We start from the raw sequence: 13281 nt of genomic DNA on the forward strand, positions 1-13281 counted from the left end.
ACCGTGCCGGATGCCGCCAGCGCCACATCGGCCCGTTTGAACCACGCCGCCTTGTCCGGGGAACCAGGCGGCAAGACGGTGGCCGGCACAGGCCAACCCGCCACCTTTTCGCGGACCAGATCATGCACGCCGCTGGTCGTGGGGATGACAAACTGCGCATCAGGCACTGCTGCGCCGATCCGGCCCACAGCATCGCCAAAGCGGTCGGCAAGGCGGCCCACCTCGCCCTTGCGGCTGCCGGGCAGGACCAGCACGACGGTGCCATCGCCCAAAGCGGCAGCTTGTGCCGGTGTCGCCAAAGGTTCGGCTACGACAGGATGCCCCACAAAATCGCAATCCATCCCGGCAACCTGCATCAGGGGGGGTTCAAACGGAAACAGGGCCAACACATGGTCGATATGGCGAGCCATTTTCGCAGCCCGCCCCGGGCGCCATGCCCAGACCGTGGGGGCCACGTAGTGCACAGTGCGGATGCTGCTGCGCGCCTTGACCTGTTTGGCCACGCGCAGGCAGAAATCGGGGCTGTCGATGGTGATCAGCACATCGGGCTGCGTGTCCAGCACCGCTGCGGCCATCTGCCTGATCCGCGCCTTCAGCGCACGGTATTTCGGCAGGATTTCCGCCAGCCCCATGACGGAAAGCTCGTCCATGGGAAAGCGGCTGACCAACCCTTCGGCCTGCATCAGCGGCCCGCCGACACCGTCGAATGTCACGTCGGGGCGCAGCTGTTTCAGACCCGCCATCAGGGCCGCGCCCAGTTTGTCGCCCGATGCCTCGCCCGCGATCACGAACACCTTCATGCGCCGCCCCTTGGCCGCACCCAAAGGAACATACCCGCTGCATCCAGTATCTTGCGCACCAAAGGCAGTTCAAGCACCAGCACGCCGCCCGCCTCGATCACGATGCCGTCCAGATCTGCCGCTGCGGCCAGCGTTGCCGTGCGCGGCCCGATCAGCGGCAGGTCTGCGCGCCGGTCCTGATCGGGTTTGGGCGCCTTGAACAGGATCGCACCGCTGTTGTCGCGCTGCGGCTGCACCGGCCCGCCGACCAGATCAACCACCCAATCCATCGCCGACCCCAGCACATCGCCCAGCGGATCCGGCCCCTGTTGTACAGGCGCGCCGGGGATGGACAGACCCTGCAACAAAGCATCAGTGCCCTGCGCCGTTTCGCGCGCCAGAACCGCGCCAGCCCGCACGATGCAGGCCTGTCCGGTATCGGCAAGGCCCATTTGTGCCACGCAAGCCTCGCCCGAGAACGCATCGGCAGTGTGATGCGATGACGGCCCCTTGCGGGTCAGCACGCCTGCCTTGGGTAGAAGATCAGGCGCGACATCATGGGCAGCCACGACGGCGAAGCCCAGTTCCTCCATGATGCCGATAATCACGCGCAGCGCGGCATCATCGCCTTGGGTCAGCGCCAGTTGCAGACGCGGGACCAGCGGTGCGGTGGCAGCATCAATCAGCGCGGGGTCAACCGGCGGGCGGCGCACGGCACCGGCCATGCAGATCCGTGTCACGCCGCGCGCGCGCAGATCAGCCAGAAAGCTGCCCAGATGTTCGATCCGAAAGGTCAGGTCGGGGTCAATCGCGGGCGCAAACCCCCGCATCGCACAGATCAAAGGCCGCTGTGCCAGCCGCGCCACCAGCGCGCCGGGTAAATCGCCAGTGCCGGCAATCAACGCCAGCATCAGCCCGGCGTCAGGAAATTGCGGTCGGTATCGCCAAGGATGAATGCGACCATCTGCTGCACATGGGGGCTATCGCTTTCGGCGCCCAGTTTGCGCGCGCGATCCTGAAACGTGCCTTCGCCATCTTTCAGCATCTGGAACGCCGCCCGCAGCGCGGTGATGTCGGCGCGGTCCACGCCCTTGCGTTTCAAACCCACAAGGTTCAGCCCGTCCAGCACCCCGCGCGGCCCCTGCACCAGGCCGTGTGGCACCACGTCGTTTGTTACCATAGTCACAGCACCAATGATGGCGCCCTGCCCGATCCGCACGAATTGATGCACGCCTGACAGACCACCGATGATCACGTCGTCTTCAATGATGCAATGGCCCGCCACCGCACTGGAATTGACGACAATCACCCGGTCGCCCACCTGCACGTCATGTGCAATGTGACAGCCGGCCATAAACAACCCGTCATCGCCCACCCGCGTTTCCCCGCCACCGCCAGCGGTGCCTGTATTCATCGTGACATGTTCGCGGATCCGGTTGCGCGCACCGATCCGCAGGCGGGTTTTTTCGCCGCTGAATTTCATATCCTGCGGGATCTCGCCGATCACCGCAAAAGGGAAAATCGTCGTGCCCTCGCCGATATGGGTGTCGCCATCGACAATCACATGGCTTTTCAGGGTCACACCATCACCCAGAACGACATTTGGCCCGATCACGCAAAATGGCCCGATCACGCAACCATCACCGATCACGGCACCATCGGCCACCACGGCAGAAGGATGAATTTGCGCCGTCACCCCTGCAAATCCATCATTGCGGTAAATTCAGCCTCGGCGGCCATTTCACCATCGACCGTGGCAACACCCTTGAACCGCCAGACCTTGCCGCCCGGTTTGCCGCGTGTGGTTTGCACATGCATTTCCAACACATCGCCCGGCACCACCTTGCGGCGGAACTTGCAGCCGTCGATCGCCATGAAATAGACCAGCAAATTACCTTCTGTCAGCCCCAGCGACGCGCCGACCATCACGGCTGTCGTTTGTGCCATCGCCTCGACAATGGTGACGCCGGGCATGATCGGATTGCCGGGGAAATGGCCCTGAAAATGCGGCTCGTTCATGGTAACATTCTTGATGCCGACAGCCGATTGCGTGCCATTGATGCTGTGCACCTTGTCCACCAGCAAAAACGGATAGCGATGCGGCAGGATTTTCTGGATCAGCTGAATATCAGCGACGGTCACAGGCTCTGTCATCGCGGGGCGGCTCCTTGTTTTTATTGGGGTTCGTCGGACCTCACTCTCTTTAACTAGCAAGGCGCGCAGCGGCGGGCAAGCCTGCGCTAATCGCGGCCATCCCCAAGTGTTGCATCAACGCGGGCAATCACCGCATCGGTGATGTTGGCCGCGCGGACCGAAAGCACCACGGTGCGTTGTTCCAACACCAGGGATGCACCGCGCTCCAGCATGATATTGGCAACAATTCCTTGGACGCGTTCTTCGAACTGAAGCCTGTTTTCTGCGCTGGTGCGTTGCAATTCGACATTCTTGGCGTCACGCTCGCGGCGAACTTCCTGAACCTTGGCGTCAAAGGCTTCCGCCGCGATGCGAAACGCCTCTGGCGTCATGTCGGGACGACGTATTGTCAGGCTACGTTCTTCTTCGGTCAGCTTTGCAACGATGCGGTCGTTCTCGGCCTGCACATCGGCGGCATGTGCAGCCAGATCCGCCGCGATCCTCCGGCCATAGCGCGTTTCGGCGAACAACCGTTCGCTATCAATGATCAGCACAGGTGTCGGTGTGGGTGCCTGCTGGGCCGCGACCGGAATCGCCAGCATCAACCACACCAGAAAGCCGCGCCAAAGCATCATCAGAAACTTGTCGAAATCGTCAGATCAAAAGATTTCGTTCTGTCTTTGTCCTGAACATCCAACGGTTCGGTAAAGTTAAACCGCAAAGGTCCGATCGGGGTCGTCCAGAAGATAGATGCGCCGATGATCGAACGACCGATGAAATCATCATAAATCACGGCGTCGCCATAACCCGAGTCCCAAACCGACCCGTAATCCACAAAGACACCGCCGGTGATGCCGTATTCGCTGGGCAAACCAAGCGGAAATTCAGCCTCGAGCCGCGCAACAGCAAAGGCGTTGCCGCCCAAGGCATCGTCGGTGCCAGCATCACGCGGCCCGATACCACCCGGTTCAAAGCCCCGCATCAGGCGGCTTCCCAGAAAGAAACGGTCGGTCACGCGGCTGCTGCCTTCTTGATACTGCAAATATCCGCCTTCAATCGTTGCGCGCAGCGTCACCTCTTCGTTCAGGATCCGCGATTCAACACCCGCCAAAGCAGTGGTTTTGATGAACTGCGCATCGCCAAATCCAAATTCCTGACCAAACCGCAGCAAAACACCGGCATTCGGGTTCAGCCCCGTGCGCCGCGTGTCATAGCTATAGCTATAGCCCAGCGATGTCGTCGCAACACGGCCAACCGCGACTTCGTTTTGGATAATGGTGCTGGTCGTTGTTGGGTCGAACAGGTCCGCGCTTTGATAGGCGGCGAACACCGTCAGGCGCCCGTTTTCGCTGATTGGAAAGCTCAGCCCGGGGCTGAAACGGTAGGTTTCCGTATCATAGGCCGCGTTTTCATTGTCGGTGATCCTATAGGAAAGTTCCAAACCAAACCGCAAGTCGCGGCCCAGCAATTGCGGTTCGCTAAAGCTGAACCCAAGGCGCCGGTTGCTTTCCGCGGTCGAGACATCAAAGCTGAGCCTTTGGCCACGGCCCTGAAAATTGCTTTGGCTGTAGGATGCAATCAGGCCGACGCCGGTATCGCTGTTGTAGTTGGCGCCAAAGGTCAACGAACCTGTCGGCCCCTCGACAACATCAACATCAATGATCACCTGATTGGCTGCGCTTCCCTGGCGTGTATCGACGTTGGAATTGGCAAAAAATCCAAGCGCACGGATGCGCCGCGCGCTTTCGCGAATTTCGCGCGGATTGAAAGGATCGCCCTCGACCACCCTGATCTGGTTGCGGATCACCCGGTCAAGCGTGGTCCCGTTGCCGCGGATGTTGATCCGTTCCACAAAAACCCGCGGGCCTGACACCAGCACATAATTCACATCCAGCGTCAGCGCCCTGTCATTGCGGGTGATGCGCGGATCGACCTGCACAAAATTAAGCCCCTTTTGCAGCGCAAGACGTTCCAGCCGTGTAATATCGGTTTCGATCGGCACAGGCGAATAGGTCGCCCCCGCACGCAGACGCACCGCATCGGTGAAATCGGCAATATCAAGACCGGGAATTTCGCTGCTGACGGTCACTGTGCCAAAATTGAATCGCTGGCCTTCGCGCAGATTGAACGTGACCAGATAGGCGTCACGTTCGCGGGTCAGCGCGACATCAACGTTTTGCACAACGGCATCGGCAAACCCGCGTGAGCGGTAGAAATCGGTCAGAAGGGTGCTGTCCTGTGCGATCCGTTCAGGCGAATACGTGTCGCGTGCAATAATGGCACGCAGTAAACCGGCTTGTTTGGTGTCCAGCACACGGCGCAAGCGGCCTTCGGAATAGGTGCGGTTCCCAAGAAACGAGATGCGCTCGATCTCGGTCACACCGGCCTCGACGACCTCGAACACAAGATCAACACGGTTTTCGGTGCGGCGGATGATCCGCGGGGTTACAGTGGCGTTGATCCGGCCTTGTTGGGCATAGGCCTGGGTGATGGCGGCCGTGTCACGTTCTGCCTGCGTGGGGCTATAGACCCGGCGCGGTTGCGATTGGACCAGCCCCAGTAACTGGGCATCGCGCAAGCGGGCATTGCCTTCGATACTGATGCGATTGATCGTTGGATATTCGACGACCGCAATCACAAGGCTGCCCCCCTGTGGCGTCACCGATACAGTTTCGAACAGCCCGGATTCGCGAATGCGCTGCGCAGCTTCGTTCAGGTCTGCCGCGCTAAGGCTTTCGCCGGCCGCGATCCCTGCAAATGTCAGGATCGTGCCATCCGCGACACGCTGGTTGCCATCAATGACGACGTTAGAAAAAACAAAGCTTTGCGCGCTTGCGGTCATCCCGAAAAAAGCAAGCATCACTGCAAGCCCGATCCGGCGCACCGCTGACGTCATTCCCTGCGCTGCAACGCGCCCTGCCAAATTTTGCATGATATTCGCCTGTGCTCGCATCCCTGTATCCTTTGGAAGTAGCCGCATTAAACCAAGATGTCAAAATGACAAACGCAGCTTTTGGTGGGGTCCGAACAGCCAGGCCTGCGGCGGCGGTCACGGGCAGAAAATCAGGTCATTCAGCACGGTGAAAACCATCAGCGTCAGTATCAGCGCCAGGCCCATGATCATAAAGATGCGCACGGCCGCGTCGCTTGGCTTGCGACGCGTCACGGCTTCGTAAGCGTAAAACACCAGATGCCCGCCATCCAAAACCGGGATCGGAAACAGATTGATCAGCCCGACACCGGCAGACAACATGCCGATAAACCAAACGAAACTTTGCGTGCCTTGCGCCGCCATGGCACCGCTTGTTTCGGCGATGCCGACAGGGCCTGACAGGTTGCAGGTGGAAATTTGCCCAAAAATGATATGCTTCATCGCAGACAGTGACGTCGTCAACGTTGTCCAGAGCCCTTGCGCCCCCGATTTGACCGCATCAATCGGACCTACAAATTCGGTCTGCGCTTCAAAGAAAAGCCCGCCTGTGATCCCGATGCGGTAATGTCGTTCAAAGGTGCCATCGGGGCCAGGTTCATCCATCGCGCGGGGGGCCAGGACCACATTCAGTGTTTCATCACCGCGCATGACGCGCACATCCAGCGGCGCGCCTTCGGCGGCTTTGACCTGTTCAACGATCTGCCGGAATGCGAAAACCTCTTGGTCGTCGATCGCAACAATCACATCACCCGCACGCAGTTTTGCGTCGTCAGCCGCCGACCGTGGAATCACCCCCGAAATGACCGCTGGCAGGAAATACGGCCCTGCGATCGTCATTTCCGCCCCATCGCGCAGCACGGTGTAATCCAACCGGGACGCAAGCGGCACCAGCTGGTCGAGGTTGCCGCTGTCAAACGGAATACCGGCCACCGCCACCATCACATCGCCCTGCCGCAGGTCTGTCGTATAGCTGGCCGGCAAGTTGCGCAACTGGCCAAAGGTCAGGGGGTCCACTGCCCTTCCCTGATACATCAGGGATCCCGCAAAAACGGCGATGGCAAGGATAAAGTTGAACGCCGGGCCAGCGGCAACCGTGGCCGTGCGCGCCCAAAGCGGTGCGCCCAGCATTGTGCGCCGCGCGTCATTCGCGCGCACAGACCCATCCGCCCCGACACTGGCCGCATTCGCATCGCCCAGAAACTTTACATAGCCCCCCAGCGGCAGTGCAGCGAGCTGCCACTGCGTGCCATGCCGATCCTTGCCAGACCAGATGACCGGCCCAAATCCCAGCGAAAACACCTCGGCCTTGATCCCGCACCAGCGGCCAACGATGTAATGACCATATTCATGCACCGCCACGATGATCGATAGCGCCACCACAAAAGCAACGATCGTAAAGGCGAAATTGCCGAACATCGGCACGAATTGCATCAAGTCCAAAATACTATCCCAACTGGCTTATGGCTTCAGCCGCGCGGATGCGGGCCAGCCTGTCTGTTTGCAACACGGTATCTAGGGTGATTGGGACATTTTGCAGCCCGGCGGATGCCGTCATTGTGTCCAGCGTTGCCTCAACAATCCGTGACATATCCATGAATCCGATCTGGCCGGCAATAAATCCGTCAAGCGCCCTTTCCTTGGCCGCATTGAAAACCGCCCCTGCCAGACCACCGGTCTGCATCACGCGTTGCGCCAAAGCCAAAGCCGGATAGCGCGACTGGTCGGGCGCCTCAAACGTCAGCGCCCCGATCTTCGCCAGATCAAGCCTTTCTACCGGCAGCGCGCGCCGGTCGGGCCAGTGCAAGGCATAGCCGATGGCATGGCGCATATCCGGCGGGCCAACATGTGCCATCAGCGCCCCGTCGTTGAACCCGACAAGCGCGTGAATCAGGCTTTCGCGATGAACCAGCACCTCGATCATGTCGGGATCTACGCCAAAAAATTCCTTTGTCTCAATTAGTTCCATGCCTTTATTGAACATAGATGCCGAATCGATGGTGATCCGCTGCCCCATATTCCAATTGGGGTGACAGGATGCTTCAGCCAATGTTGCCTTGGCCAATTTCGCAACTGGCCAATCACGGAAAGCGCCACCGCTGGCGGTGATGATGACCCGTTCGACGGCGGCCATATCTTCCCCCACCAGCGCCTGAAACACCGCTGAATGTTCGCTATCGACAGGCAGAACGGTTGCCCCATGGCTCTGCGCCTTTGCCATCAACAACGGACCGGCAGTGACGAGCGATTCCTTATTCGCCAGCGCCAGCGTCGTGCCATGTTCCAGCGCAACCAGCCCCGGCACCAGCCCAGCCGCCCCGATAATCGCGGACAGCGCCCAATCCACCGGTCGCGCCGCGGCCTCGGCAATGGCATCCGGCCCTGCGGCAACCGCCACGCCTGTGCCTGCCAAAAGCTGCTTGAGCGCGTCATAGCATTCAGGGTAACAGGTCACGGCCAGATCGGCACGCAAGCGCACAGCATCAGTGGCCAGTTGCACCAGATTGCGTCCGCCGGTCAGCGCGACTACATCATAGGCATCAAGGTCACGCGCAATCAGGTCGATGGCGCTTTGCCCGACCGACCCGGTGGCCCCGAACAACGTCACCCGCTTCACAAAACGACCCCGGGAAGTTTGAACACATCGGCCATCAGCAGCAGAAACAGCGCCGCCCCCAACAGCGCATCAAAGCGGTCAAACAGTCCGCCATGACCGGGGATAAGAGTCGAGCTGTCCTTGACACCCATCCGCCGTTTCAAGGCGCTTTCCGCAATATCACCCATTTGCCCTGCAAAGCTGAGAATGACCGAAAAAACAACGATCCACGGGCCGGAGTTGGTAAAAAGCATAAAGCAAATACCGATCAAAGCGGCACCAATCCAGCCCGCGATTGTCCCGCTCCATGTCTTTTTGGGGCTGATTGTGGGCCAGAACTTGGGTCCACCCAGCATTTTGCCCGCAAAATAGCCGAAGATGTCGGTCACGATCACTACCAGCATCAACCAGATCAGCCAGACAAAGCCGTAATCCATGCGAAAATGCACCAGACCCCAGCCCGCAATCTGGATGCCAAGCGCAAAGGCAAAGAATGTCTTGCGTTCGGTTTTCAACTGACTGGCGCCGATCAGCGGCACCACCAAAAACAGCACCAGCCCCCAATGCGATCCATTGGCCATTTCGCCCGACATGATGGAAGCCACAAGCGCGGCCAAGAGCATCCCCTTGGTTGGTTCATCCGGGCGGATCATCATCCACAGTTCCCAGATCATGACAGCGGTAACGAACACCACCAGCATCTGAAACCAGACCCCGCCCAAAATGACGCCCGCAGCACCGACAACAGTCATGGCTGCACTGGAAACAAGCCGCAGTGTCAGGTCATCCCATGTCGCAGATGTCTTGGAAGGCCACGTCATTGTCAGGCTGAAACCGCCCCGAAACGGCGGTCCCGTTTGCCATAGCTGGCAAGCACGCGGGCGAACTCGGTCCGGCTGAAATCCGGCCAGAGCGTATCGACAAATTCATATTCCGCATAGGCCGATTGCCACAGCAGAAAATTTGAAATCCGCGCCTCGCCACTGGTGCGGATAACCAGATCAGGGTCGGGCAGCACGTGGGTGTCCAGAAACCGCGACAGCGTTTCGGCATCCACCTCGTCGTGGGTCAAACGGCCCTGTTCAATTTCAAGTGCCAGACGTTTTGCTGCGCGCGTCACCTCATCGCGGCCACCATAATTCAGGGCGATAGTCAAATGAATAAGGTCATTATGCGATGTTAACAGTTCCAGTTCATCCATCATCGCGACCAGCTTTTCATCCAGCCGGATACGATCCCCGATGAACCGGACGCGCACACCATTGCGCACCAGCGCTTTGGCCTCGCGTTCGATGTATTTGCGAAACAGGCTCATCAGACCGGCAACTTCGACCTGCGTCCGCTTCCAGTTCTCTGTCGAAAATGCAAATATTGTCAGGTATTTGACCCCCATATCGGGGCAAGCCTCGACGATTTCACGCACGCGACGCGCACCGGCATGATGCCCAAAAAGCCGCGGACGACCGCGTTTTTGCGCCCACCGGCCGTTACCATCCATGATGATGGCAACATGGGCCGGGCCGATCGTTGGTATCGCATCCTTGGGCATCGATGGGCCCCTTTTTTTGTTACGGTGAACCGCTGGTGGTTAAACTTGCATGATTTCGGCTTGTTTCGTTTCCAGTGTCTCATCAACCATTTTGATGTGCGTGTCGGTGATTTCCTGCACGGTTGCTTCCCAGAATTTCTGGTCATCCTCTGACATGCCGTCGGCTTTGGCTTTTTTGATCTGGTCCATCCCGTCACGCCGCAGGTTGCGGATCGACACCCGTGCGCTTTCGGCATAATGCCCGGCAACTTTGGTCAACTCGCGGCGGCGTTCTTCATTCAGTTCGGGAATTGGCAGCATGATGATCGTGCCATTCAATTGCGGATTGATCCCCAACCCGCTTTCTCGGATCGCCTTTTCAACCTTACCGACAAGCCCCTTGTCCCAGACATTGATTGTGACCATCCGCGGTTCCGGCACGTTGACCGTGCCCACCTGGTTGATCGGCGTGGGTGAACCGTAAGCATCCACCATGATGGGTTCCAGCATCGACCCGGACGCACGCCCGGTGCGCAGTGAAGCAAGCTCTGTGCGCAGATTGGCGATGGCACCATCCATACGGCGGGCCAAATCATCGGTATCTAGTTCAAAATCTTCTGACATTTTGCTCTTCCTCGAACGGGTCTTGCCCGGCTTTTCCTGGTTTTACGGCAAACCCGTGCGATTGTATAGACAGCCCACCACGCGCAATTGCCCCCAAAGAAGTCAATCGTGGACCACCGTATAGGTGCCGTCGCCGGCCAGAATACCTTTGAAACCACCTGGTTCATCCAGTGAAAACACGATGATGGGCAAACCATTGTCGCGCGCCAAGGCAATGGCGCTGGCATCCATCACGCCCAGATGTTTCTGTAATACCTCGTCATAGCTCACCGTGTCATAACGTTTCGCGTCAGGATATTTGGCTGGATCCTTGTCATAAACGCCATCAACCTTTGTGCCTTTGAAAATGGCCTCGCAGTTCATTTCGTTGGCGCGCAGCGTTGCGGCGGTATCGGTCGTGAAATAGGGGTTGCCGGTGCCGGCGGCAAAAATGCAGACGCGCTTTTTCTCAAGATGCCGCACGGCGCGGCGGCGGATATAGGGCTCGGCCACTTCGTTCATTGTGATGGCGGAAATCACGCGGGTGTGGATCCCCAATTCTTCCAGCGCGGATTGCATCGCCAGCGCATTCATAACGGTGGCAAGCATCCCCATATAATCGGCTGTCGTGCGCTCCATGCCCTGTGCTGAGCCTTGCAAACCACGAAAGATGTTGCCCCCCCCGATGACCATACAAATTTCGACGCCCATATCATGAACCGATTTCACCTCGCGGGCGATGCGTTGCACGGTGGGCGGATGCAGACCAAAGGACGTGTCGCCCATCAGCGCCTCTCCCGAGATCTTCAGCATCACGCGTTTATATGCTGTTTTTTTATCGGTCATGCTGGTCCCTTACTGCGCTGTCTGGTTGTCGCGCAAAATGTCGGAAAATCTGGTCATGTTCAATGGCCGCTTGCCCATAATCGACCAAGCCTGCATGAATGATCTGATGATCACCCTTCAAGCAGACAAACCGGTGCTGATTGCCGGACCAACCGCGTCAGGTAAATCCGCACTGGCCTTGCGGATTGCGCAAGCGCAGGGCGGCGTCATCATAAATGCAGATGCGCTTCAGGTTTTTGATGGTTGGCGGATCCTGACCGCGCGGCCCGATGATGCCGATCTGGCGCAGGCCGACCATATGCTTTACGGCCATGTACCCTTTGACGCCGAATATTCGGTGGGTCACTGGCTGCGCGATATGCGCCCTTGGCTGACCGGGCCGCACCGCCCGATCATTGTGGGGGGCACCGGGTTGAATTTCAACGCACTGACGCAAGGCCTCGCGGATATTCCCGCCACACCGCCCGATGTCAGACATGATGCCAATACATTGACCTTGCCAGATCTTTTGGCCGGTCTTGACCCCGAAACCCTGTCACGAATCGACACGCTGAACCGGATGCGCGCTCAGCGGGCCTGGGAGGTTCAGCAAAGCACCGGCCGCAGCCTTGCGCAGTGGCAGGACAGCACACCACCACCCCTGTTGCCTGTCACCAGCGCCACCTGCATCACCTTGACTGCACCCAAGGACTGGTTGAACAGCCGCATTGAACAGCGGTTTGACCTGATGCTGAGGCAAGGCGCGCTTGACGAGGCGCGCGCCATGTTGCCCCATTGGCATCCCGCGCATTTGTCATCCAAGGCGATTGGCGCGCCCGAACTGATCGCGCACCTGCGCGGTGAAATGTCACTGGACGCCGCGCGGGATGCGGCCATCATCGCATCACGCCAATACGCCAAACGACAGCGCACATGGTTCCGTGCCCGGCACCGGGACTGGCACCAACTCGATATTTCGCGGGCTGATCTATCTGTTATGGTGCAATTTCAATGATCCAGACCGGATCTGCCGACAAACCCGCACTTGCGCTGGCACCGCTCAGCTTTGGTGGCGCGGCGGCACGATGGCGGCACGAAACCATGCGCAGCCATGACAGCCCGCGTTTGATCCACGTTACAAAAGGCCAAGGCCGTGTTACCGTGGCTGGACTGACGGGAGGATATGGGCCCAACAACCTGATCTATCTACCCGCGCAAACGCTTTATGGCATCGAACTTGGCACGACCGTGTTTGCGCAAATCCTGACCTTGCCCGACGGCGAAAGCTGGCCCACGGCCCCTTTTCACCTCCGCCTGCGCGATGTGCATGTTCAAAAGGAATTGCAGGGCTTGATCGAAGCGATCGAACGCGATCTGAAGCCGGCAGGCGACCCCCGCGCGGCACAGTTCCACCTTGGGTTGCTGGGGCTTTTCGTCGAAAAACAATGCGCCACGCAGCATCCTGACACCATCGACAAACGGCGCCTGACACCGGCGGCACGTTTGGTGGCACGCTATTGCGCGCTGATTGCCCGCGACTTTCAACGGGGTCGCACCGTGGCCGATTACGCGGCGGACGTTGGGGTGACATCTGCACATCTGACCCGCTGCTGCAAAAAGACCTGCGACCGATCCGCGCTGGCGCTGTTGCACGAAAGGGTTCATTTCGCGGCTTGCACCCTCTTGCGCGACACGCGTTTACCGATCCGTGATATTGCATCATCCTTGGGGTTTAGATCAGCGGCCTATTTCACACGGCGCTTTCAGGCCATGTCCGGGCATGCTCCATCTGCGTTTCGCCGCCATGACGGCAAAGTGCCGCGCCTGTGACCTGCGCCATGGGGTTTTTACACGCCGACCGTGTTGTGATTGACAAAAGCGCCTGTTG

General features: G+C 59.1%; 14 protein-coding genes. 2 read left to right on the plus strand and 12 right to left on the minus strand.

Annotated elements, in window-relative coordinates; all coding sequences use genetic code 11:
• The 12 genes from IBX59_RS10660 to pyrH all read right to left on the minus strand — a co-directional run.
• Nucleotides 1–800: lipid-A-disaccharide synthase (locus IBX59_RS10660; RefSeq protein ID WP_296375304.1), on the minus strand; the 800-nt coding region annotated here is incomplete at its 3' end.
• Nucleotides 797–1690: an LpxI family protein gene (locus tag IBX59_RS10665; RefSeq protein ID WP_296375306.1), complete on the minus strand. Its 894-nt coding sequence runs from the start codon at nucleotides 1688–1690 to the stop codon at nucleotides 797–799. The genes IBX59_RS10665 and IBX59_RS10660, both read right to left, overlap by 4 nt.
• Complete coding sequence (gene lpxA, locus IBX59_RS10670; protein WP_296375308.1) at nucleotides 1690–2475, minus strand: acyl-ACP--UDP-N-acetylglucosamine O-acyltransferase; 786 nt, start codon at nucleotides 2473–2475, stop codon at nucleotides 1690–1692. Before lpxA ends, IBX59_RS10665 begins: the two co-directional genes overlap by 1 nt.
• Entirely contained in the window at nucleotides 2472–2933 is a 462-nt protein-coding gene (fabZ, locus tag IBX59_RS10675; RefSeq protein WP_296375310.1) for a 3-hydroxyacyl-ACP dehydratase FabZ, read from the minus strand. Before fabZ ends, lpxA begins: the two co-directional genes overlap by 4 nt.
• An 86-nt stretch (nucleotides 2934–3019) precedes the next feature.
• Nucleotides 3020–3547, minus strand: a complete 528-nt coding sequence (locus tag IBX59_RS10680) for an OmpH family outer membrane protein (protein ID WP_296375312.1) — start codon at nucleotides 3545–3547, stop codon at nucleotides 3020–3022.
• Nucleotides 3547–5844, minus strand: a complete 2298-nt coding sequence (gene bamA, locus IBX59_RS10685) for an outer membrane protein assembly factor BamA (protein WP_296375314.1) — start codon at nucleotides 5842–5844, stop codon at nucleotides 3547–3549. The genes IBX59_RS10680 and bamA overlap by 1 nt, the downstream gene beginning before the upstream one ends.
• A 117-nt stretch (nucleotides 5845–5961) precedes the next feature.
• On the minus strand, nucleotides 5962–7275 hold the full coding sequence (gene rseP, locus IBX59_RS10690; RefSeq protein ID WP_367119377.1) for an RIP metalloprotease RseP: 1314 nt from the start codon (nucleotides 7273–7275) through the stop codon (nucleotides 5962–5964).
• 13 nt (nucleotides 7276–7288) lie between these two features.
• Nucleotides 7289–8458, minus strand: coding sequence for a 1-deoxy-D-xylulose-5-phosphate reductoisomerase (gene dxr, locus IBX59_RS10695; protein WP_296375319.1), 1170 nt, complete (start codon nucleotides 8456–8458; stop codon nucleotides 7289–7291).
• On the minus strand, nucleotides 8455–9258 hold the full coding sequence (locus tag IBX59_RS10700) for a phosphatidate cytidylyltransferase (RefSeq protein WP_296375321.1): 804 nt from the start codon (nucleotides 9256–9258) through the stop codon (nucleotides 8455–8457). The genes dxr and IBX59_RS10700 overlap by 4 nt, the downstream gene beginning before the upstream one ends.
• Nucleotides 9259–9260: 2 nt before the next feature.
• Nucleotides 9261–9986, minus strand: a complete 726-nt coding sequence (gene uppS / locus IBX59_RS10705) for a polyprenyl diphosphate synthase (protein ID WP_296375323.1) — start codon at nucleotides 9984–9986, stop codon at nucleotides 9261–9263.
• 39 nt (nucleotides 9987–10025) lie between these two features.
• On the minus strand, nucleotides 10026–10589 hold the full coding sequence (frr, locus tag IBX59_RS10710) for a ribosome recycling factor (protein ID WP_296375325.1): 564 nt from the start codon (nucleotides 10587–10589) through the stop codon (nucleotides 10026–10028).
• A 102-nt stretch (nucleotides 10590–10691) separates the two neighbouring features.
• Complete coding sequence (gene pyrH / locus IBX59_RS10715) at nucleotides 10692–11414, minus strand: UMP kinase (RefSeq protein WP_296375326.1); 723 nt, start codon at nucleotides 11412–11414, stop codon at nucleotides 10692–10694.
• 106 nt (nucleotides 11415–11520) lie between these two features.
• Between pyrH and miaA the strand changes: the two genes are divergently transcribed.
• Together miaA and IBX59_RS10725 are read left to right on the plus strand one after the other, a co-directional pair.
• Nucleotides 11521–12408, plus strand: coding sequence for a tRNA (adenosine(37)-N6)-dimethylallyltransferase MiaA (gene miaA / locus IBX59_RS10720; protein ID WP_296375328.1), 888 nt, complete (start codon nucleotides 11521–11523; stop codon nucleotides 12406–12408).
• The gene (locus IBX59_RS10725) at nucleotides 12405–13223 is read left to right on the plus strand and encodes an AraC family transcriptional regulator (protein ID WP_296375330.1); all 819 of its coding nucleotides are present in this window, start codon (nucleotides 12405–12407) and stop codon (nucleotides 13221–13223) included. Before miaA ends, IBX59_RS10725 begins: the two co-directional genes overlap by 4 nt.
• Nucleotides 13224–13281: the final 58 nt, after the last annotated feature.

This window comes from Yoonia sp. (genome assembly GCF_014859355.1).
In the GTDB taxonomy this organism is placed as follows: Bacteria; Pseudomonadota; Alphaproteobacteria; order Rhodobacterales; family Rhodobacteraceae; genus Yoonia.

Excerpts from the sequence above, each read along its gene's own strand:
- IBX59_RS10665 (WP_296375306.1), bottom strand. The coding sequence starts at position 1,690 with ATGCTGGCGTTGATTGCCGGCACTGGCGATTTACCCGGCGCGCTGGTG.
- fabZ (WP_296375310.1), bottom strand. The coding sequence starts at position 2,933 with ATGACAGAGCCTGTGACCGTCGCTGATATTCAGCTGATCCAGAAAATC.
- IBX59_RS10680 (WP_296375312.1), bottom strand. The coding sequence starts at position 3,547 with ATGATGCTTTGGCGCGGCTTTCTGGTGTGGTTGATGCTGGCGATTCCG.
- bamA (WP_296375314.1), bottom strand. The coding sequence starts at position 5,844 with ATGCAAAATTTGGCAGGGCGCGTTGCAGCGCAGGGAATGACGTCAGCG.
- rseP (WP_367119377.1), bottom strand. The coding sequence starts at position 7,275 with ATGCAATTCGTGCCGATGTTCGGCAATTTCGCCTTTACGATCGTTGCT.
- IBX59_RS10700 (WP_296375321.1), bottom strand. The coding sequence starts at position 9,258 with ATGACGTGGCCTTCCAAGACATCTGCGACATGGGATGACCTGACACTG.
- uppS (WP_296375323.1), bottom strand. The coding sequence starts at position 9,986 with ATGCCCAAGGATGCGATACCAACGATCGGCCCGGCCCATGTTGCCATC.
- frr (WP_296375325.1), bottom strand. The coding sequence starts at position 10,589 with ATGTCAGAAGATTTTGAACTAGATACCGATGATTTGGCCCGCCGTATG.
- pyrH (WP_296375326.1), bottom strand. The coding sequence starts at position 11,414 with ATGACCGATAAAAAAACAGCATATAAACGCGTGATGCTGAAGATCTCG.
- miaA (WP_296375328.1), top strand. The coding sequence starts at position 11,521 with ATGATCACCCTTCAAGCAGACAAACCGGTGCTGATTGCCGGACCAACC.
- IBX59_RS10725 (WP_296375330.1), top strand. The coding sequence starts at position 12,405 with ATGATCCAGACCGGATCTGCCGACAAACCCGCACTTGCGCTGGCACCG.